General features: G+C 72.6%; 16 protein-coding genes and 2 pseudogenes. 10 read left to right on the forward strand and 8 right to left on the reverse strand.

Annotation, left to right across the window (positions count from 1 at the left end; translation table 11 throughout):
* Positions 1 to 9 precede the first annotated feature (9 nt).
* Both ABZ385_RS01535 and ABZ385_RS01540 read left to right on the forward strand, forming a co-directional pair.
* Positions 10 to 1,803, forward strand: a complete 1,794-nt coding sequence (locus ABZ385_RS01535; RefSeq protein WP_358909041.1) for an FAD-dependent oxidoreductase — start codon at positions 10 to 12, stop codon at positions 1,801 to 1,803.
* A gap of 58 nt (positions 1,804 to 1,861) precedes the next feature.
* On the forward strand, positions 1,862 to 2,791 hold the full coding sequence (locus tag ABZ385_RS01540; protein WP_358584931.1) for a DUF3048 domain-containing protein: 930 nt from the start codon (positions 1,862 to 1,864) through the stop codon (positions 2,789 to 2,791).
* Between the two features lie 13 nt (positions 2,792 to 2,804).
* On the opposite strand, the gene ABZ385_RS01545 is transcribed toward ABZ385_RS01540, so the two are convergent.
* The 3 genes from ABZ385_RS01545 to ABZ385_RS01555 all read right to left on the reverse strand — a co-directional run bounded on the left by ABZ385_RS01545 (position 2,805) and on the right by ABZ385_RS01555 (position 6,210).
* Entirely contained in the window at positions 2,805 to 4,238 is a 1,434-nt protein-coding gene (locus tag ABZ385_RS01545; protein WP_358584933.1) for a M64 family metallopeptidase, read from the reverse strand.
* Between the two features lie 217 nt (positions 4,239 to 4,455).
* Complete coding sequence (locus ABZ385_RS01550; RefSeq protein WP_358584934.1) at positions 4,456 to 5,424, reverse strand: SDR family oxidoreductase; 969 nt, start codon at positions 5,422 to 5,424, stop codon at positions 4,456 to 4,458.
* Positions 5,425 to 5,445: 21 nt separating this feature from the next.
* Positions 5,446 to 6,210, reverse strand: a complete 765-nt coding sequence (locus ABZ385_RS01555) for an SDR family oxidoreductase (protein WP_358584936.1) — start codon at positions 6,208 to 6,210, stop codon at positions 5,446 to 5,448.
* 68 nt (positions 6,211 to 6,278) lie between these two features.
* On the opposite strand from ABZ385_RS01555, the gene ABZ385_RS01560 reads away from it, so the two are divergent.
* From ABZ385_RS01560 to ABZ385_RS01575, 4 genes are read left to right on the forward strand one after another with little or no spacing between them, the layout of a single operon-like run.
* Positions 6,279 to 7,046 (forward strand): enoyl-CoA hydratase family protein, encoded by a 768-nt coding sequence (locus ABZ385_RS01560; protein WP_358909043.1) that lies wholly within the window; start codon positions 6,279 to 6,281, stop codon positions 7,044 to 7,046.
* Positions 7,043 to 7,921 (forward strand): CoA-transferase, encoded by an 879-nt coding sequence (locus ABZ385_RS01565; RefSeq protein ID WP_358697783.1) that lies wholly within the window; start codon positions 7,043 to 7,045, stop codon positions 7,919 to 7,921. Before ABZ385_RS01560 ends, ABZ385_RS01565 begins: the two co-directional genes overlap by 4 nt.
* On the forward strand, positions 7,918 to 8,703 hold the full coding sequence (locus tag ABZ385_RS01570) for a CoA-transferase (protein ID WP_358909045.1): 786 nt from the start codon (positions 7,918 to 7,920) through the stop codon (positions 8,701 to 8,703). The genes ABZ385_RS01565 and ABZ385_RS01570 overlap by 4 nt, the downstream gene beginning before the upstream one ends.
* Positions 8,700 to 9,776, forward strand: a complete 1,077-nt coding sequence (locus ABZ385_RS01575; RefSeq protein ID WP_358909047.1) for a nitronate monooxygenase — start codon at positions 8,700 to 8,702, stop codon at positions 9,774 to 9,776. The genes ABZ385_RS01570 and ABZ385_RS01575 overlap by 4 nt, the downstream gene beginning before the upstream one ends.
* Before the next feature lie 216 nt (positions 9,777 to 9,992).
* Here ABZ385_RS01575 and ABZ385_RS01580 read toward each other — a convergent pair whose 3' ends face one another.
* The 4 genes from ABZ385_RS01580 to ABZ385_RS01595 form a co-directional block, all read right to left on the reverse strand.
* Positions 9,993 to 12,644 carry an AAA family ATPase gene (locus ABZ385_RS01580; RefSeq protein ID WP_358909049.1) on the reverse strand — a complete coding sequence of 884 codons (2,652 nt, stop codon included), beginning with the start codon at positions 12,642 to 12,644 and terminating at the stop codon, positions 9,993 to 9,995.
* Positions 12,645 to 12,828: 184 nt separating this feature from the next.
* Entirely contained in the window at positions 12,829 to 13,986 is a 1,158-nt protein-coding gene (locus ABZ385_RS01585; RefSeq protein WP_358909051.1) for an acetyl-CoA C-acetyltransferase, read from the reverse strand.
* A gap of 46 nt (positions 13,987 to 14,032) precedes the next feature.
* Complete coding sequence (locus ABZ385_RS01590) at positions 14,033 to 14,641, reverse strand: TetR/AcrR family transcriptional regulator (RefSeq protein ID WP_358909301.1); 609 nt, start codon at positions 14,639 to 14,641, stop codon at positions 14,033 to 14,035.
* A gap of 204 nt (positions 14,642 to 14,845) precedes the next feature.
* Complete coding sequence (locus tag ABZ385_RS01595) at positions 14,846 to 15,652, reverse strand: SDR family oxidoreductase (RefSeq protein WP_358909053.1); 807 nt, start codon at positions 15,650 to 15,652, stop codon at positions 14,846 to 14,848.
* A 127-nt stretch (positions 15,653 to 15,779) separates the two neighbouring features.
* On the opposite strand from ABZ385_RS01595, the pseudogene ABZ385_RS01600 reads away from it, so the two are divergent.
* The 3 genes and pseudogenes from ABZ385_RS01600 to ABZ385_RS01610 form a co-directional block, all read left to right on the forward strand.
* Positions 15,780 to 16,310 (forward strand): annotated as a pseudogene (locus ABZ385_RS01600) (acyl-CoA dehydrogenase family protein); the annotation flags it as partial.
* A gap of 435 nt (positions 16,311 to 16,745) precedes the next feature.
* Positions 16,746 to 17,345: pseudogene (locus ABZ385_RS01605) on the forward strand (acyl-CoA dehydrogenase family protein); the annotation flags it as partial.
* The gene (locus ABZ385_RS01610; RefSeq protein ID WP_358909055.1) at positions 17,345 to 18,325 is read left to right on the forward strand and encodes an acyl-CoA dehydrogenase family protein; all 981 of its coding nucleotides are present in this window, start codon (positions 17,345 to 17,347) and stop codon (positions 18,323 to 18,325) included. The pseudogene ABZ385_RS01605 and the gene ABZ385_RS01610, both read left to right, overlap by 1 nt.
* A gap of 70 nt (positions 18,326 to 18,395) precedes the next feature.
* Here ABZ385_RS01610 and ABZ385_RS01615 read toward each other — a convergent pair whose 3' ends face one another.
* A complete protein-coding gene (locus tag ABZ385_RS01615) occupies positions 18,396 to 19,559 on the reverse strand; it encodes a pentapeptide repeat-containing protein (protein WP_358909057.1) in 1,164 nt (387 codons plus the stop codon).
* Between the two features lie 193 nt (positions 19,560 to 19,752).
* Between ABZ385_RS01615 and ABZ385_RS01620 the strand changes: the two genes are divergently transcribed.
* Positions 19,753 to 20,283 carry a hypothetical protein gene (locus ABZ385_RS01620; protein WP_358909059.1) on the forward strand — a complete coding sequence of 177 codons (531 nt, stop codon included), beginning with the start codon at positions 19,753 to 19,755 and terminating at the stop codon, positions 20,281 to 20,283.
* Positions 20,284 to 20,718: the final 435 nt, after the last annotated feature.

Here is a 20,718-nt window from a genome sequence, read left to right on the forward strand (position 1 = left end):
GGGGCGGGCATGGGGCGCTGTGGTGCCGGGGGAAGCACGCGAAGAGGGTTCGTCGCGGGGGCGGCGGCGGTCGGCGGAGCGGCCGCGCTGGGTGCGGGAGCGGGCGCGCTGCCCGCGGCGGCCGCCGCACCGGAAGGGCCGCGTCCAGAGCAGTCGGTGGCCGTCCTCGGCGGCGGCGTCGCCGGACTGACGGCCGCTCACGAGCTGGCCGAGCGCGGTTTCGCCGTCACGGTGTACGAACGCAGGGCACTCGGCGGCAAGGCCCGCAGCATGGACGTACCCGGCAGCGCGAAGGGCAACCGAAGGCCGCTGCCGGGTGAGCACGGCTTCCGCTTCATCCCGGGGATCTACCACAACCTCCCCGACACGATGCGCCGCATCCCCTTCCCCGGCAACGCCAACGGCGTGTGGGACAACCTCGTGGCACCGCGCGAGATGGCGTTCGCGCGCACCGGCCGCGAGGACATCCGCATGCCGATCCCGTGGCCGGGCCACGAGCCCGAGAAGCTCACCCTCGACGACATCGCGCGGGCGCTCACCGCGCTGCTCGACACCGCGCTCCATCTGCCGGCCCACGAGGTCGCGTACTTCGTGAACCGCGCGCTGGTCTACCTCACCAGCTGCGACGAGCGCCGCGACGACCACTGGGAGGCGACGCCCTGGTGGGAGTTCGTGCGCGCCGAGAGGATGTCGAAGGACTATCAGCGGATCCTCGCGATCGGTGTCACCCGCAACATCGTGGCGACGAAGGCCGAGGAGGCGAGCACCCGCACCGTGGGCACCCTCGGCGAGGCCTTCGTCCTCAACGCGCTCGGCCGCGGCGCCGACGGCCCGCCCGACCGGCTCCTGAACGCACCCACCAACGAGGCCTGGATCGACCCGTGGGTGACGCACCTGACGTCGCTCGGCGTGCGGTTCCGCATCGGCTGGACCGTGCGGGAGCTGGCGTTCGGCGGCGGCCGCGTCACCAGGACGGTGATCGAGGACCCCGACGGCGTACGGCGTGACATCACCGCCGACCACTATGTGCAGGCCATGCCGGTGGAGCACGCGCGCAGGACGTGGAGCGCCGCGATGAAGGCGGCCGACCCGCAGTTGGCGCGCTGCGACAAGCTGCAGACCGATTGGATGACGGGCATCCAGTTCTATCTGACCGAGCGCCCGCCGCTCGTGAAGGGCCACTTCAACTGCATCGACTCCCCCTGGTCACTGACCGGTATCGCGCAGGCGGCCCACTGGCCCGCGCGGGACTTCCCCGCCGACTACGGCGACGGGGTCGCGGTCGACTGCCTGTCGGTGGACATCTCCGAGTGGGACAAGCCGGGCGTGCTGTACGGCAAGACGGCCAAGCAGTGCACGCGCGAGGAGGTCGCCAAGGAGGTGTGGGCGCAGCTCAAGGCCGCGCTGAACGACACCGGCAGGACGGTCCTGAGCGACGGCAAGCTGCACTCGTGGTTCCTCGACCCGGGCGTCGACGGCCTCGGCACGCCGAACCCCACCAACGAGGACCAGCTCCTCATCCACCCGGTCGGCACCCTGCACAACCGGCCCTCGGCCGCGACGAGGATCCCCAACCTCTTCCTCTGCGGCGACTACGTGTCCGTGGACATCGACCTGGCCACGATGGAGGGCGCCAACGCCTCCGCCCGCCAGGCGGTCAACGCGCTGCTGGAGCGGGCGGGTTCCGACCACACGCCGTGCACGGTGACGCCGCTCTTCCGCCCACCGGCGATCGAGTCGGCCAAGCGCCACGACCGCGTCCGCTACCGGCTCGGGCTGCGCAACGCCCTCGATCTGGGGTGAGCGCGCAGGGCGTGCCCTGCGCGGGCTGCATTCGGTGCGCGCGGGGTATGACGTACCCATGAGACGGCGAATACGCACGCGCGTGGGTGCCGGGGCGGTGGTGCTCGCCGCCCTGGTGGCGGGCTGCACGGTGCGGCCCGACGGGACGGGGCCGTCCGCGGGCGGCCCCGGTGGCGGCACCGTCCTCGCCGTGAAGGTCGACAACGTCCGTCCGGCGCGCCCGCAGACCGGTCTGGACGCCGCGGACATCGTCTACGTCGAGCAGGTGGAGGCGGGGCTGAGCCGGCTGATGGCGGTCTACGCCTCCCGCCTGCCGCCCGTGATCGGCCCGGTGCGCAGCGCGCGCGAGACGGATCTCGAACTGCTGCGGCAGTTCGACCGGCCCACGCTCGCCTTCTCGGGGGCGCAGTCGAAGCTGCTGCCGTTGATCGCCGGCGCGCCCGTGCGGGCCCTGCCGCCCGGCAAGGCGCCCGGGGACGCCTATTACCGGGACGGCGGACGGGCCGCGCCGCACAACCTCTTCGTACGCCCGAAGGCGCTGAAGGCCGCCCCGCGCGCGGGCGCCCTGGAGAGCACCGGGTTCCGGTTCGGGCCGCGCCCGGCGGGCGGCACCCGGCAGACGCACCGGACGGTCCGCTTCCCCGCGGCGCGCTTCGCCTTCGACTGGGTGGAGTACGAGGGCCGTTGGCGCGTCACGATGGACGGCGAGCGGGCGCGCACCTCCGGGGGCAAGGAGCTGCGCGCGGCCACGGTCGTCGTGCAGTACGTGAAGGTGCGCCCTTCCGCCTTCCACGACCGCGCGGGCAGCGTCACGCCGTTCACCGGGACGGTGGGCGAGGGGACGGCACGCGTGCTGCGGGACGGACGTTCCTACGAGGCCCGCTGGCGGCGCCCGTCGGCCGCGGACGGCACCCGGTTCACGACCCCCGACGGCAGGCAGCTGCCGTTCGCCGAGGGCCAGGTGTGGGTGGTGTACGCGAAGGCGTGAGGGCCCGGAGGTGTCAGCCCGCGACGCGCCAGGTGAGCTTCTTGGTCAGGAGCTTGCGCAACGCCGGGTCGCGGACCGCGTCGGTGGCGTCGGTGCCCCGCACCGAGACGGTGTGCGCGCGGCCGTCGGCCGGTACGCCCAGGGCGCGCGGCGTCATGCTCTTCTCGCCCCGGCCCTTGTCGGTCGCGTGGCCGTCGACGTACCAGCGCAGCTGGATCCCCTTGCCCGCCTCGACGGTGACGGGCTGCGTGCGGCTCACCTCCCGATCGGTGCGGGTGGTGGCGCCGATGACCGACGCGTGCCGGTGGAAGCCGGCGATCATCGCCTCGCGGCCGGGCAGGTTGAACTCGCTGCCCAGGGTCCGCATGATCGAGTTCTGAGTGGGCCGGTAGATGCCACGGGGGTAGTAGCCGCCGCCCCGGTACGCGCCGACGGTGCCGCCGTCCGGGGACGTCCGGCCGATCCAGCGGTACCACTTCTTCTTCTGCGCGGTCAGCTGAGCCGCCTTGAGCTTGCTGATGTTCGACTCCCACGGCTCGGCGCCGGTGTAGGTGTCGTACTCGTCGTACCAGTACTCGTCGGCCAGCTTGCCCAGGGAGTGGCCCGTCTCGTGCACGACGATCTGGGAGGAGTCGGGGTTGTCGGAGGAGGCGGTGGCTATGCCGTCGTAGCCCGACGGGGAGACGATGTCGTTGTAGCCCGCGCCGCCGTACTTGGTGGAGTTGGCGAGGACGATCACCAGGTCGGCGTCGGCGGCCTTGCTCGCGTACGCCTCGACCTTCTCGGGGTTGACGCACAGCAGGCGCTCGACGTTGTCGCAGTAGAACGACATACCGAGAGCGGTTCGCTTGCTCGTGTGGTAGTCGGGGTCGCCGCCGACACCGGACTCCGGGGAGTGGGCCTGGACGGCCCAGACGTTGAACTGCTTCTTGTACGTGCGGTACGGCTCGACCGCGGAGACCTCCTTCCACTTCCTGCGCACGTCGGAGAGGAAGTCCTCCTGCTGGGACTTGGTGTATCCGTCGCCGAGGAACACCACGTCGGCCTTGGTGCCGATCGGGCCGTTCCGCACCAGGGAGACGACCTTCCCGTCCTGGGCGATGGCCGAGCGCTGCCTGCTGTTGAGCGGGGCGGGGACGGGGATGGTGGTGTGCCGCGGGTGGCTGTCGGGGCCGGGGAAGTACTCGACCTGCCGCTGAGGTCCTTCCGACGCCGAGGACGCGGCGGACGGCGGGGTGCCGGGGGTGGTGTCGGCGGCGATGGCGCCGCCGCTCCCGGCGAGGCCGGCCGCGACGGCCACGCCGGTGGCGACCGCGATCTGGAGCCGGGTACGTCCGGCCCGTCCGCCCGCGCGCCGGCTCGTCCGTACTGATGTGCCGGGTATTCGGCTCCGCATGAGGGTCCTCTCGACGTCCGCCGACGAACGGCGCACAAGCAAAATGGGCATGACAATACAAGGAGTGGGGTGCCGGGTGGGCCGTCCGAACGGCCGGCTCGACGCCCGGACCAGCGGGACCGCTCACCGCTGCCGGGGAACCGACCCCGTGACGACGCTGTGCCCCTACCTTGGCGTGGAGCGCTCACGTTTCGCTGACGTTCGGCTCACGCGCCGGTGACGGCTGTTCGCGGCCGGCTTCGGGTGGGCTGGGGCGGGCGCGGCAGGCTCACCGCGCCCCGTACACCGGCTGCGGCGGCTGCGCGTCGGAGAGGAGTCGGAGCGCCGTCTCGCCCGCCTCCGCGGGGGTCCAGCGGGCACCCTTGTCGGCGGTGGGCCCGGGACGCCAGCCCTCCATGACGGTGATGCGGCCGGCCTCCGCCTCGAAGACGCGGCCGGTCACGCCCGCCGAGGCGGTGGCGCCGAGCCAGACGACCAGCGGGGAGACGTTCTCCGGGGCCATCGCGTCGAAGGCGCCGTCCCCGGGGGCCGCCATGGTCTCGGCGAAGGTCCGCTCCGTCATACGGGTCCGGGCGGCGGGGGCGATGGCGTTCACCCGCACTCCGTAGGCCGCGAGTTCGGCGGCGGCGACCATGGTGAGGCCGAGGACGCCGGCCTTGGCGGCGCTGTAGTTGCCCTGTCCGACGCTGCCCAGCAGGCCCGCCCCGGAGCTGGTGTTGACCACGCAGGCGTGCGGCGTCCGGCCGGCCTTCGCCTCGGCCCGCCAGTACGCCGCGGCGTGCCTCAAGGGCAGGAAGTGGCCCGTGAGGTGGACCCGCAGCACGGCGTCCCAGTCGTCCTCGGCGAGGTTGACCAGCATCCGGTCGCGCAGGAAGCCCGCGTTGTTGACGAGGGTGTCGAGACGGCCGTACGTGTCCAGGGCGGCCCGCACCAGGGAGGCGGCGCCGTCCGTCGTGGCGACGTCACCGCCGTGCGCGACCGCCTCGCCGCCCGCGGCGCGGATCTCCTCGACCACGGCGAGCGCGGGCCCGCCGGACTCGCCGGAGCCGTCCGGGCCCACCCCGAGGTCGTTGACGACGACCCGTGCGCCCTCGGCCGCGTACGCGCGCGCGTGCGCACGGCCGAGCCCGCGCCCCGCGCCCGTGACGATCACGACGCGGCCCGCGCAGATCCCGGCCGGGGCGGGGAATGTCGAGGCGGGGTCGGGCACGGCGGCGGATGCGGCGGGCGAGGTCATGCGGCAACTCCCTCGGGAGGTTCAGTGGTTGACGGAGGCGGCGTCCAGGAAGGCCGGGCGTTCACCGCCGCCGTGCAGCTGGAGCGCGGCGCCGCTGATGTACCGGGCGCGGTCGGAGGCGAGGAACACGCAGGCGTCGCCGACGTCGGCGGGGTCCGCGAGCCGGCCCAGCGGGACGGTGCGGGCGACCCGTTCGACGCCCTCCTCGTCGCCGTAGTGCAGAGGGGCGCGCTCGGTCCGGGCGAGGCCGAGGACGACCGTGTTGACGCGCACGGCGGGGGCCCATTCGACCGCCATGGTCCGGGCGAGGTTCTCCAGCCCCGCCTTCGCCGCGCCGTAGGCCCCGCTGCCGGGCGAGGGCCGCGTGCCGCTGACGCTGCCGATCATCGTGATGCTGCCGCCGCTCTCCTGGGCGCGCATCACCTCGTGGGCCGCGACGGAGGCGTACAGCGGGGCGAGCAGGTTCAGTTCGACGATCCTGGCCTGGCGGGCCGGGGCCGCACCGGCGAGGAGGCCGTACGGCGTCCCGCCCGCGTTGTTCACGAGCGTGTCCACCCCGCCGTGGTCGGCGGCCACCGCGTCGAAGAACGCGGGGATCGCCTCGGCGTCGCGCAGGTCCAGCGGGCGGAACTCGGCGGTGGCGCCCGCCGCTTCGACCGGCTCCCGGGGCGGCCGGCGGGCGCAGACGACGACGCGCGCCCCGGCGGCGAGGAAGGCGCGGGCGATTCCGGCGCCGACGCCACGGGTGCCGCCGGTGACGACGACGACCTGTCCGGTGTCAGTCATCGCTGCTACCTTCCTGACTAACAAATGTTTGGTTGAAGGCGTGTGGTCGAAAGGTAGCGGATCCTCTGATGTCTGTCTCCACCTCCGTCACCACCTCCGTCCCGGACGACGGCGTGACCGTGGTCACCGTCGACCGTCCGCCCGTCAACGCCCTGCCCGCGCAAGGGTGGTTCGAGCTGGCGGACGCCGTGCGCGCCGCCGGGCGCGACCCCGCCACGCGCTGCGTGGTGCTGACCGCCGAGGGCCGGGGGTTCAACGCCGGCGTGGACATCAAGGAGCTGCGGCGCGACCGCGGCCACAGCGCCCTGCTCGGCGCCAACCGCGGGTGCTACGCCGCGTTCCGCGCGGTGTATGAGTGCGAGGTGCCGGTCGTCGCCGCCGTGCACGGCTTCTGCCTGGGCGGCGGCATAGGCCTCGTGGGCAACGCGGACGCGATCGTGGCGAGCGAGGACGCCACCTTCGGGCTGCCCGAACTGGACCGGGGCGCGCTCGGCGCGGCCACGCACCTGGCCCGCCTGGTCCCCCAGCACCTGATGCGCACCCTGTACTACACCTCGCGCACCGTGACGGCCGCCGAGCTGCACGCCCACGGCTCGGTCTGGCGGGTCGTCCCGCGTGCGGAACTACGTGAGGCGGCCCTGGCGCTGGCGCACGAGATCGCCCACAAGGACGGCACGCTGCTGCGCCTCGCGAAGGCGGCGATCAACGGCATCGACCCGGTCGACGTCCACCGCAGCTACCGCTTCGAGCAGGGCTTCACCTTCGAGGCGAGCCTCAGCGGCCTGGCCGGCCGCATCCGCGGGGACGTCGATGCGCGCGGGGAGGACGGCACATGACGGACCCGGCACGGACGGCCAAGACGATGACGCCGGAGGAGATCGTCGGGCGCCTGAGCAGCGGGATGACGCTCGGCATCGGCGGCTGGGGCTCCCGCCGCAAGCCGATGGCGCTGGTGCGCGCGCTGCTGCGGTCCGACGTCACGGACCTCACGGTCGTGTCGTACGGCGGCCCGGACGTCGGCCTGCTCGCCGCCGCCGGCCGCGTCCGCAAGCTGATCACGGCCTTCGCGACGCTCGACTCGATCCCCTTGGAACCGCACTTTCGGGCGGCACGCGAGCGTGGCGCCCTCGAACTGGTCGAGTGGGACGAGGCGATGCTGATGCAGGGCCTCACCGCGGGTGCCCAGCGGCTGCCGTTCCTGCCGATCCGCGCGGGCCTCGGCTCCGACGTGCCGCGTGTCAACCCCGGCCTGCGCACCGTCACTTCGCCGTACGAGGACGGGGAGGAGCTGGTCGCCGTGCCCGCCCTGCGGATGGACGCGGCGCTGGTGCACATGAACCGCGCCGACCGGTTCGGCAACGGCCAGTATCTGGGCCCGGACCCCTACTTTGACGACTTGTTCTGCGAGGCCTCCGACACCGCGTACGTCTCGTGCGAGCGGATCGTCGACTCCGCGGAGCTGACCGCGCACGCGGCTCCCCAGACCATGCTCGTCTCGCGGCACGCGGTGACGGGCGTGACCGAGACGCCACACGGCGCGCACTTCACGTCGTGCGTGCCCGACTACGGCCGCGACGAGCCCTTCCAGCAGGCGTACGCCACCGCCGCCGCCGACCCCGAGGCCTGGGCGGCTTTCCACGCCCGCTTCCTCACCGGCACCGAACAGGACTATCGGCTGGCCGTCGAGGCCTGGCACGAGGAGCAGCGATGAGGACGCCGACCGGTGCGCCGACGGCCGGGCGGGCGGCCACCCGCGCCGAGTACTGCGTGATCGCCTGCGCCGAGGCCTGGCGGGGCGACGGCGAGATCCTCGCGTCCCCGATGGGCACAATCCCCTCCGTCGGCGCGCGCCTGGCCAAGCTGACGTTCTCGCCCGAGCTGCTGCTCACGGACGGCGAGGCACTGCTCATCGGCGACGTGCCCGCGGTGGGCGCCGCCTCGGGCGTGACGGAGGGCTGGCTGCCCTACCGGCGGCATCTGACGATGGTGATGGGCGGCAAGCGGCACGTGATGATGGGCGCGAGCCAGATCGACCGCTTCGGGAACCAGAACATCTCCTGCGTCGGCGACTGGCGGCGCCCCCGGCGACAGCTCCTCGGCGTGCGGGGCGCCCCGGGCAACACGGTGAACAACCCGGTGAGTTACTGGGTCCCCCGGCATTCGGCGCGGGTGTTCGTCGCGAAGGTCGACATGATCAGCGGTGTCGGGTACGACAGCGCGGCCGCCGCCGGGCCCGCCGCGACGCGCTTCCACGAACTGCGGCGCGTGGTCTCCGACCTCGGTGTCTTCGACTTCGCCACGCCCGATCACTCGATGCGTCTGGTGTCCCTGCATCCGGGCGTCACGCTGGACCAGGTGCGCGGGGCGACCGGTTTCGCGCTCTCGGTACCGGACGAGGTGCCGTGCACGCGGGAGCCGACGGGCGAGGAACTGCGGCTGATCCGCGAGGTGGTGGACCCTCGGGGCCTGCGTGAGCGCGAGGTGCGCGCGTGACGCCGCCCGTGCCCGCCTTCAGGACGGCCCTGACCGAGCTGGTCGGGGTGCGGCATCCGCTCGTACAGACCGGCATGGGCTGGGTGGCGGGCCCCCGGCTGGTGTCGGCCGTGGCCGGTGCGGGGGCGCTCGGCATCCTGGCCTCGGCGACCATGACCGTCGAGGGGCTACGCGCGGCCGTGCGGGAGGTCAAGTCCCGTACGGACGCGCCGTTCGGGGTAAATCTGCGTGCGGACGCGGGGGACGCGCGCGACCGTGTCCGGGTCATCGTGGACGAGGGCGTGCGGGTCGCGTCCTTCGCGCTCGCGCCGTCCAGGGAGCTGATCGCCGAGTTGAAGGACGCGGGCGTGGTGGTCATCCCCTCGGTCGGCGCGCGCCGGCACGCCGAGAAGGTCGCCGCGTGGGGCGCGGACGCGGTGCTCGTACAGGGCGGCGAGGGCGGTGGTCATACGGGTGAGGTCGCCACGACGGTTCTGCTGCCGCAGGTGGTCGACGCGGTGGACATTCCGGTGATCGCGGCGGGCGGGTTCCACGACGGGCGGGGACTGGTCGCCGCGCTCGCCTATGGCGCGGCGGGGGTGGCGATGGGCACCCGCTTCCTGCTCACCTCGGACTCCACGGTGCCGGACGCGGTCAAGGCGCGCTATCTGGCGTCCACCGTCAAGGATGTCACCGTCACCACGCGCGTGGACGGCCTGCCGCACCGGATGCTGCGCACGGAGCTGGTGGCCGGCCTGGAGAAGTCGGGCCGGATCACGTCCCTGGCCCGGGCGGTGCGGCACGCCGCGGCGTTCCGGAAGGTCTCCGGTCTCGGCTGGACGCGCCTCGCGCGCGACGGCCTCGCGATGAAGCACGGCAAGGAGCTGACGTGGGCCCAGGTCCTGCTCGCGGCGAACACGCCGATGATGCTGAAGGCGGCGATGGTGGACGGCCGCCCCGACCTCGGCGTGATGGCCTCCGGCCAGGTGGCGGGCGTGATCGAGGACCTGCCGTCGTGCGCGGAACTGGTGGAGCGGGTGATGACGGAGGCGGCGGAGGTGAGGGACCGGTTGGTCCACCCCTGGTGGCCTTGACCGCGTGCTGGGGGCCGCCTGTGGGCCGCCCGGGTGGCGGGGGTGGGGGTGGGGGTGGGGCCATGGCGCCGGGCGGCTCGGCGTCAACGGTGAGGCCCCGGGCCACGCCCCGTGGCCTTACCGCGCTGCGTGGCTCGGCCTCGGCCCCGCGCTGCCCGGCGTCAGGGGTCGCGCGGCCCGGCCTCACCGCCACGCGACCCGGCGTCAGACTCGGCGTCAGCGTCGCGCCGGGGACAGGTGGTCCAGTGCTCGGTCGGTGAGGCCGTCCGCCCCGCAGCTGCGGGCCAGGGTCAGGCCCCGCTCCAGCTCGGGTGCGGAACCGGTCGCGATGCCGTACTCGACGCGGGCGACCGCGTGTTCGTAGGCACAGGGTGAGGCCTCCAGGTAGGTGACGGCCTTGCGGAGCAGCTCGATGGAGCGCGGTCCGCTCTCCAGGGCGGCGGCGCACCGCAGGGCCTCGCCGATCGCGGTGTCCGTGCCGAATCGCTCGGCCTGCGTGCGGGCGTCCGAGACGAGGCGCCCGGCGCGCTCGGGGTCGTCGTGGGCCAGGGCGCGGGCGAGGTCGTAGGCCCAGGGCGCGAGGACGGTGTTGTACTGTCCGCGCGCGGTGAGCGCCTTCCCCGTCGCTTCCAGGACGTCCAGTCCCTCGCGCGTGCGTCCGCGGGCGAGCAGCAGTCTGCCGCGTACGGACATGGCGTCGGGCACGTAGATCGTGGAGGCGGAGGGCGGCGCGAAGCCGTAGCGGTCGGCGACGGCGCCCGCCTCCTCGGTGTGGCCGCGCGCCAGCAGGGTGTCGATGAGCATGCTTGCCGCCTCCCAGTGCATGGGCAGGCCCTCGCCGACGCGGTCCGCGAGGCGCAGGCTCTCCCGCAGGGAGCGCTCGGCGTCGACCAGTCGGCCGCGTCTGCGATGGACGTAGCCGAGGAAGGCGTGGGCCAGGGCGAGGTGTCCGCCGCTCCAGCCCGCCGTCTCGTAGACGCACACGGCTTCGGTGAACAGGCTCTCCGCACGGTCGAGCCGGTCCGCGAAGGCATAGGAACCGCCGAGCATCAGCCGGAGTTCGAAGCTCCACTCCGTGTCGGTCCAGCCGAGGCCCGGTGCCAGGCGGCCGTTGACGAGGGCACGGTCGCACAGCTCGACGACCAGTTCGGCGTTCTCGCCGCGGGTCATGGCGTCGAAGGCCCGCAGGATCAGCAGGGCCCGCTCGGAGTTGTCCCGGCCGGTGAGGGGTCCGGCGAGTGCGGCCAGCCGCCGCGAGCGCCCCGGTGAGTCCTTCTCCCCGGCGTGGATGCCCTCCCACATGTAGCGCACGGCTTGCAGGCGCAGCTTCAAGGGCCCTTGGGCGAGCCGCTCCGCCTCCTCGTCGATGGCCCGCAGGCCCTCTCCGAGCTGGTCGTTGTGGACGAGCGCCTGGGAGAGCCGGCAGACCGCGTCGACGCGCAGCTCCTGGTCGAGGCCGCGCATGGAGAGCGCGTCGCGCAGGTGCCCGATGGTGGTGACGGGCGAGGTGAGGAGGGTGGCGCAACCCAGTTCGTAGAGCACGCGCGCGTGGATCTCGGGCAGCGGCGGCTCCCGCAGGGCCCGCTCCAGGCAGCGGCGGGCCGCCTCGGGCGCGCCGACCGCGAGGTGTTCGGCGGCGGCCCGGCGCAGCTGCTCGACCATGTTGGGGTCGTCCTCGGGGTGGACCTCCAGCAGGTGCCGGGAGGCGGCCGCCGCGCTCCGGCCCTCCCGGGTGAGCACCTCGGCGGCCACGCCGTGCAGGGCGGTGCGGGTGGCGGCGGGGATCGAGCGGTAGATGGTGCTCGCGATCTGGGGGTGGACGAACTCCAGGGTGTCCGCGTCGCGGAGCAGGATGCGTGCGGCGCAGAGCCGTTCCGTGCAGCGTTCGGCGGTCTCACGGGGCATGGCGGCGAGGCCGGCGGCCATGTCAAGGGGGGTGGCGGTGCCGAGAATGGCTACCGCCCAGGCGAAGCGGGTGGCGTCGGTGCCCAGCTCCTCGAGCCGGGCGACGAGGCCGTGGCCCTTGGCCGAGCGGTTGAGGGCGCGCAGCGCGTCCGCGGAGCTCTCCACCGGTTCCAGTTCGGCGTCCTGCACCTTGGCGAGCAGTTCGACGGACTCGTACGGATTGCCGCCGGTGACCGCCCACACCTCGCGGCAGAAGGGCTCGTCGGCGTGCTCGCCGAGGGTGGCGCGGGTCAGGCCCGCGGCGGCGTCGGGGGTGAGCGCGCGCAGGGTGCTGAACGAGCGGGCCGACGCGCCGGCCGAGGCCAGCTGGCGCAGGCTCTGGACGGTGGTGTCGCCGGGGCGGTGCGCGATGACGACGAGGACGGGCAGCTCGTCCAGGCGGCGGGCGAAGGCGACCAGCCACTGCAGGGTCTCCTGGTCGGCCCAGTGCGCGTCGTCGACGACGAGGACGAGCGGCCACTTGAGCTGCGCGAGGCGTGCGACCGTTTCGACGAGGCCGTCGCACACGCCCTGGGGGTCGACCTGGCGTCCGCCGGGCTGGACGATGCCGAGGGCAGGGCCCGCGATGTCGTACCAGTCGCCGAGGTATTCGCGGGTCTCCTCGTCGGAGATCGCGATCAGGACGGGCTGTAGGAGCTGGCGCACGACGTTGAAGGGGACGGAGGTGACCGCCTCGCCGCCGCGCGCGGTCCAGACGGTGGCACCGTGGTCCTCCGCGATGCGCCGCACCTCGGCGAGGAGCGCGGTCTTGCCGATGCCGGCCTCGCCGCTGAAGACGAGCAGGCCGCCCGCGCTCGCGGCGTCCGCGCAGAGCCGCTCGACGGCCTTGGTCGCCGTGGCGATCTCGGCGTCGCGCTCCCAGAGCGGGGTCCAGGCGGCTCCGCCGGGCCGTCCCTGCGTCATCGCGCTACCTCCCGGGGTCGCTCAATCGACGTACAGGAGTCGAGACTAGCCGGGTCGGGGCCGCTGTGGAGCACGGTCGGCCCAGGTACTCCCACAAGGGGTGAGCGGGATGCCGGCCCCGGCGGCCCGGCGGACTTTTCCGGGAGTGCGGACCCGAGTGGTCCGGCGGGGACGGGCGGGGCGGTCAGAGGCGTTCGATGATCGTCACGTTGGCCTGTCCGCCGCCCTCGCACATCGTCTGGAGGCCGAACCGGCCGCCCGTGCGCTCCAGTTCGTGCAAGAGCGTCGTCATCAGCTTCGCCCCCGTCGCGCCGAGGGGGTGACCGAGGGCGATCGCGCCGCCGTTGACGTTGACCTTCTCCGGGTCGGCCCCGGTCTCCCCGAGCCAGGCGAGGACGACCGGCGCGAACGCTTCGTTGATCTCCACGAGGTCGATGTCGTCGATGCTCATGCCGGTCTTCTGGAGCGCGTACGCGGTGGCGGGGATCGGCGCGGACAGCATCCGGATGGGGTCCTCGCCCCGCACGGAGAGGTGGTGGATCCGAGCGCGGGGCGTCAATCCGTGGACGCGCAGGGCCCGTTCGCTCGCGAGCAGCATGGCTGCCGCGCCGTCGGAGACCTGGGAGGAGCAGGCGGCGGTGATGGTGCCGCCGTCCACGACGGGTTTCAGGGCCGCCATCTTCTCCGGGGTGGTGTCGCGGCGCGGGCCCTCCTCGGTGCTGACGTCGCCGTACGCGATGAGTTCGCGTACGAAGCGGCCCTCGTCGATGGCGCGGATCGCCCGCCGGTGGGAGCGGAGCGCGAACTCCTCCATGTCGCGGCGGGATATCCCCCACTTCTCGGCGATCGCCTGGGCGCCGTGGAACTGGTTCACCGGCAGGTCGCCGTAGCGGGCGCGCCAGCCCTCGCTGCCGGCGTAGGGGCCTTCGGTGAGGCCGAGCGGTTCGGCGGCCTGCCGGGACGCGTAGGCGATGGGGATCATCGACATGTTCTGCGTGCCGCCCGCGACGACGAGGCCCTGGGTGCCGGACAGGACGCCCTGGGCCGCGAAGTGCACGGCCTGCTGGGACGATCCGCACTGCCGGTCGACGGTCACGCCGGGCACCTCTTCGGGGAGCCCGGCGGCGAGCCAGCTGGTGCGGGCGATGTCCCCGGCCTGGGGTCCCACCGTGTCCAGGCAGCCGAACACGACGTCCTCGACGGCGGCCGGGTCGACGCCGGTGCGCTCCATCAGGGCGTTGAGGACGTGGGCGCCCAGGTCGGCGGGGTGGACCCGGGCGAGGCCTCCCCCGCGCCTGCCGACGGGGGTGCGGACCGCTTCGACGATGTAGGCGTCGGCCATGACTGCGTACTCCTCGGTCGGGCGGCGCCGCGTGGCAACGCGCCGCTCAGGTGCGTACGGAGATGCCGTCCAGGACCATCGACAGGTACTGGCGGGCGATCTCCTCGGGGCTGTGGCCGCCACCGGGGCGGTACCAGGACGCGGCCACCCAGACGGTGTCGCGCACGAAGCGGTAGGCGAGCCGGATGTCCAGGTCGTCGCGGAAGGCGCCTTCCGCGACACCTCGCTCCAGCGTCGTCAGCCAGGCCTTCTCGAAGCGCTGCTGCGAGTCGGACAGGTACTGGAAGCGCTGCTGGGCGACCAGGTGCCTGGACTCCTTCTGGTAGATCGCGACGGCGGCGCGGTGCCGGTCGATCTCCCTGAAGGACTCGGTCACGAGCGCTTCGAGGGTCGAGCGGGGGTCGAGCCGGGCCCCGAGCACGGAGTCGTACCCGTCCCACAGCTCGGTCAGGAAGGTGCGGAGGATCTCTTCGAGCATCGACTCCTTCGAATCGAAGTGGTAATAGAGACTGCCGGCGAGCATGCCCGCGGCGTCGGCGATCTTGCGGACCGTGGTGGCGTTGTACCCCTGCTCGGCGAAGACGTCGGCGGCGATGCCGAGCAGCTCGCGGCGCCGCTCGGGCGAGGGACTCACCTGGGTCTTCTTCTTGGCCAGGCGCTGCGGACCCGCCCCGGTGCCCTGCCGGCGCGCCCCGGTGCCCTGCGGTCGAGCGTCGGTGCCGTGCTGTTCCGCGTCGGTGTTCTGCTGTTCCGCATCGGTGTTCTGCTGTGCCGCGTCGGTGTTCTGCTGTGCCGCGTCGGCGCTCTGCTGTCGTGCGTTGGTGCTCTGTTTCGGTTTCGACACACGGCCATTCTGCGCCTACGCGTGCTGGCTGCTGACCGAGACTGTCTCGCCCGTCATGTACGAGGAGTAGCCGCTGGCCAGGAAGACGATGACGTTGGCTATCTCCCAGGGCTGCGCGTACCGCCCGAACGCCTCGCGCGCGGTCAGTTCCTCCAGGAGCTCCGGGGTGGTCACCTTCGCCAGATGGGGGTGGAGGGCGAGGCTCGGCGCGACCGCGTTGACCCGGATGCCGTGGGGGGCGGCCTCGATCGCGGCGCAGCGGGTGAGGGCCATGACGCCGGCCTTCGCCGCGGCGTAGTGCGCCTGGCCCGCCTGGGCGCGCCAGCCGAGCACCGAGGCGTTGTTCACGATCGCTCCGGCGGGGCGGGTGCCGTCGCCGTCCCCCGCGCCGGCCCGTATCCGGCGCAGGGCGGCCCGTAGGCAACGGAAGGTGCCGTTCAGTGTCACGTCGATGACCCTGGTCCACTGCTCGTCGGTCATGTCCGTGAGCTGTGCCGTGCCCCCCAGTCCGGCGTTGTTCACCACGATGTCCAGGCGGCCGTGGGCCCGCTCGGCCAGGTCGAACAGGCTCTGTACCTGCGCCTCGTCGGTGACGTCGCACGGGATGCCGTCGATCCGGTCGGCGCCGAACTCCGCCGCGAGTGCCGCGACGGACTCCTTGGTGCGGCGTGCGTGGGCGTCGCCTATGACGACGCGCGCCCCCTCCTCCAGGAAGCGGCGGGCGGTGGCGCCGCCGATGCCCGCTCCGGCGGCAGCCGTGATCACCGCGGTGCGACCCGCGAGCAGATCGTGGCCCGGCGAGGACACGGGTGCGTCGACCATGAGCGGCTCCCCCCTTTTCCGGTGCGGCTGTGGTGCCAGGACATTTCCCTCGACTCGAGTCTCCCCACAAGGTAACCTACCAAACACTTGTTAGGGAAGAGCGGGTTGTCAGGGAGAGTGGGGGCTGATGGATCTCGACTTCACCGCCGGGGAAGAGGAGTTCAGGCGGCGGGCGCGCGACTGGCTCGCGGCGCATGTGCCGGCCGTGCCCCTCCCCTCCCTGGAGACCGCGGAGGGCTTCGCGGCCCACCGGGAGTGGGAGCGCGAGCTGGCGGCCGACCGCTGGTCGGCGGTGTCCTGGCCCGAGGAGTACGGCGGGCAGGGCGTCGACATCGTCAAGTGGCTGGTGTTCGAGGAGGAGTACTACGCGGCGGGGGCGCCGGGCCGCGTCTCGCAGAACGGCATCCATCTGCTCGCGCCGACGCTCTTCGACTTCGGCACCGCCGAGCAGCGGGCACGGGTGCTGCCCGCCATGGCGAGCGGCGAGGTGATCTGGGCGCAGGCGTGGTCGGAGCCGGAGGCCGGCTCGGACCTCGCGTCCCTGCGCTCCACCGCGCGGCGGGTGGCGGGCGGTTGGCTGCTGCGCGGCCAGAAGACGTGGTCGTCGCGGGCGGCGTTCGCGGACCGCGCGTTCGGATTGTTCCGCACCGGTCCGGACGGCGCCGGGGCGGGCCCGGGTGGTAGCGGCACGGGCGGTGCCGTCGGCGGGACGGGCGCCGTTGGCACGGCCAGCATCGTCAGTCGGCCTGGGGACCCCGCCGGGGCAGGTGCCGCCCACACGGCCAGCGCTGCCGGCCAGACTGGTCGCGGCGGGGAGCCGGGTATCGGCGGTGCGAGTGGGGGCATATACACGGCCGGCGTCGGCGGTGCCGGCAGTGGCGTCGATGAGGCCGGTGCCGGGGGTGAGGCCGAGGCTGAGGCCACGGGGAAGGCGGGTGCCGAGGCCGGTGCCGAGGCCAAGGGGAAGGCCGGTGCCCAGGCCAAGGGGAAGGCCGGTGCCGAGACCGCGGGCAAGACCGGCGGCGAGGGCACGGGAAAGACCGGTGCCGAGGCCACGGGGAAAACGGGCGGCGTTCCGGCCAAGCCGCACCATGGGCTGACCTACCTGATGTTCCCGCTCGACGCCGACGGCGTGACGATCCGTCCCGTCGGTCGCCTGGACGGCAAGCCCGCCTTCGCCGAACTCTTCCTCGACGACGTCTTCGTGCCGGACGAGGACGTGATCGGTGAGCCGGGCCAGGGCTGGCGTATCGCCATGTCGGCCACCGGCAACGAACGCGGTCTGACCCTGCGCTCCCCCGGCCGTTTCCTCGCCTCGGCGGACCGCCTGGTGCGGGACTGGCGGGCGCGCGGCGACCCCTCGGACACCGCGCTCCGCGACCGTGTCGCCGACGCCGTCATCGGCGCGCGCGCCTACGAGTTGTTCACCTGGGCCAGCGCGTCGCGCATCGCGGCCGGGGAGGCCGTCGGCGCCGAGTCCAGCCTCAACAAGGTCTTCTGGTCGGAGTACGACATCGCTCTGCACGAGACGGCGCTCGACCTGCTGGGCCCGGAGGGGGAACTGACGGACGGCACGGACTGGTTAGAGGGGTACGTCTTCTCGCTCGCCGGCCCCATCTACGCGGGCACGAACGAGATCCAGCGCGACATCATCGCCGAGCGGCTGCTCGGTCTGCCGAAGGGGCGCCGCTGATGAGGTTCCTCCTGGACGCGGAGCAGCGGGAGTTCGCGCGCTCCCTGAACGCGATGCTGGCGGCGTCCGACATCGTGACGGCCGCGCGCGCGTGGGGCGCAGGCGATCTCGGGCCGGGGCGCGCGCTGTGGGCGCGGCTCGCGGACATGGGCGTCTTCGCACTGCCGGTTCCGCAGACGTACGACGGGGTGGGCCCGCTGCCCGTCGAAACCGCCGTCGCTTTCCTGGAGTTGGGGCGGCACGCCGTGCCGGGGCCGGCCGTCGAGACGGTAGCCGCGGCGGCGCTGCTCACCCGCTTGGCGGAACAGGGCGAGCCGGGGCCAGCCGGGCGGTTCCTGCCCGCGTTCGCCTCCGGTGCGCTGAACGCGACGCTGACTCTCCCGGAAGGGAGCCCGTACGCCCTGGACGCGGAGGCGGCGAGCGTGATCCTGGCCGTGGTCGGCGACGAGTTGCGGCTCGCTCCCGGGCACGCGCGCGTACGTCAGTCCCTCGATCCCGTCCGCCGCCTGGCCGCCCCGCTGCCCGGTGGTGAACTGCTCGCCCACGGAGCGGCCGTGGCGGCGGCCGCGCGGCACGCGACGCAGTGGGCGGCGCTCGCCACGGCCGCGCAGGCGCTCGGCGTCGGACTCGCGCTGCTGGACAGGACCGTGGCCTACGTGAAGCAGCGCACGCAGTTCGGGACGCCGATCGGGGCTTTCCAGGCCGTCAAGCACCGCCTCGCGGATGTCTTGGTGCGCCTGGAGTTCGCCCGGCCGCTGGTGCTCGGCGCCGCGTCGACCATGGCGCCGGCGGATGTCGCCGCCGCCAAGGTGGCCGCGGGCGACGCGGCGTACGGCGCCGCTCGCGCGGCCCTCCAATTGCACGGGGCCATCGGCTACACCGCCGAGTTCGACCTCTCCCTGTGGCTCACGAAGGCGCGTGCGTTGCGGGGGGCGTGGGGAGGGCCGGAGGTATGGCGGCGACAGGTCCTCGCCGAGTGACGGCTGCCGGCCCGGACGTACGGCGCTCGGCCGGCGCGGAAGCGGGGCGCTCGCCCGGCGGGCCTCGCGGTCAGGGAGTGAACCGGAGCGGCGCCGCCTGCCACGTCATCCCCGGGGGCTGGAGCAGGGGCGAGGGCTCGGGGCCGGGGTCATCGGTGTCGACGACTCCGGCGGCCGTGTGGTCGAAGTCGGCGGGCCAACGGGTGCGCTCACTGGCCATGGCGTCGGTCAGGCGCGCCTCGGCAAGGTTGGCGGAGCTCAAGTCGGTGCCTCGCAAGTCGGCCATGCGGAGATCGGCGCGTTGGAAGACCGCGCCGTGGGCGACGGCCTTGCGCAGGTTCGCCTCGCGCAGGTCGGCCTCGGTGAAGTCGGCGTCACCCAAGTCGGTTTCGACCAGCTTCGCGCCCCGCAGGTCGGCCAGAACACAGCGAGCCCGCCGGAGGATCGCCGTCGTGAGGTCGGCGTGCCGCAGGTTGACCGAGACCAGGGACGTTTGGGTCAGGTTGGCGTGGTACAGGCCTGCGGCCTCCAGGCAGGCGCGGTCGAAGTTGACCTCGGGGAACCAGAGTCCGTCGCAGTCGGCCCGGCGCAAGTCGGTGATGCTGAGATTGACCCAGGACTGCTCCCGGTGCCGGCACAGCACGCCGAGCGCGGTCAGCGCCACCTGCGCGTCGGCGGCGCGAGTCTCCAGGGGTGCGATGTCGTTGATGGGCACGTCCGCCGCCGGTGATTCCGGCCCGGTGGGCGGCCAGGGCAGGTGCGTGCGCAGATAGGCGGCCTGGATGGAGATGATGGCCTCCCGGTCGCGGGCGGACTGCTCGGCGATCCGCCACAGCGCGTGCAACCCGCCGATGCGCACATCCAGCTTGTCGCTGCCGAGCTGGTCGACGGCCCGGCTGAATCGGTCGGTGACGTAACCCTCTTGGGTGGCGCGCAACCCCTCCTGGCTCACCCGCAGTTGCCGCCAGGTGGCAAACGCGCCGAAGAGCACGACCAGGCCGCCGATCACCTGCAGAAGCGTCGTACGGACATCATTCACGGCCTTCAGCCGATCCTGTGCGGCGACGCGCGCCCCGGCGAGATCGTGGTCGACCACCACACCGGGCAGCAGGACGAACACAGTGCCCAGAACGACCAGCCCCGCCGCCCCGGCCAGCAGAGCCACGGCTGCACGACGCCCGACCAGCCCGTCCCGCCATACCCGCCGCGCGCGGTCCGACTCCCCCATCTCCATGGGCACAGGAGCTTAGCTTGGCATTGAAGGTACGAGGTCGAACACAGCTCGAACTTGATCAGCGTTTTTGCAGTTCAGCGGATGTGAGGTTGTTACCGGAAGAAGGGCACCAAACCCCGGTGCACCGAGGAGCGGCAAACTTAACGGCCTGGGTCATGTGCACCGGCACGAGGCTGAAGAAGTTCATGGGGGTATGTCGGTGGATCTCAGCTCAGTGATCATCGCTGTCGCAGGCGTCGCCGGAACCTTGGGAGGGGCGCTACTCACCCAACGCGGTTCCGAACGAGCGAAGCGCCGAGAGATAGAGCTCGTTCGAAGCCATGAGGAGGCCCGCGAGAACCGTTCGCTGCGACGCACCTGTTATGTGGAACTCAACCGAGATGCCCGGCAGTTCACCACCTCACTCAACCGCCACCTGCACGTCATGAGGGAACGCGGCGTGGAGGAGGCCGACAGCGACGCACTTGAGGAGGCGAAGAACGCGCATCGCGATCGATACTCCGAAGCACAGATGATCGCCCCCGAAGAAGTACTCATACGAGCGAGTGTCGTCAACCAAGCCCTGAACAAGGTCTACGGCCAGGTCAAGTGCCTTGAACGAGACGCCCCTGCGCCAGGCGAAACGACGGAGACCGCGGCCCAGGCCCAGTACGAGGTCTGGGAGATGCTCCGAACCATGAGAACCGCTATGCGCCACGACCTCGGCGTGTCGCATGAAGATTGAGAGCTGGCACTCAGCTCCGTGCGAACTCTCTTGCCTGCGTCGACCGGCTAAAAAACTGGTCGAAGACTTGTCCCGCTATTGTGGCCGGGGCGGTGGCAAGGGTAGAGGCCTGGCATGATGACGTCCATGACCGCATACCGAAAGGCCGATGCCGCGTAGACGGCCGGGCGCCCTGCGCGCCGAACAATGTGGCTTTCGTATCTGGGAGGATCTGTCCCCGGATCGGATCCAAGGGCTCTCTGGCCGCACCAGCCTTGCGATACATCGGGTGGAGTCGCTTTCCGCCGACTACTACATCTATCCCGGTGCTACTGAACGCGCGTTGCGGCGGTATCAAGAGTTCCTGGCACCGCAGGGACGTGGCCCTCTGTACCCGCGATACGCGCACTGCTCGTGTCGTGGTTGTTCCTTCGACGACGCGCGACATGCACGCGA

The sequence above is a fragment of the Streptomyces sp. NPDC005898 genome, assembly GCF_040629635.1.
Classification (GTDB): domain Bacteria; phylum Actinomycetota; class Actinomycetes; order Streptomycetales; family Streptomycetaceae; genus Streptomyces.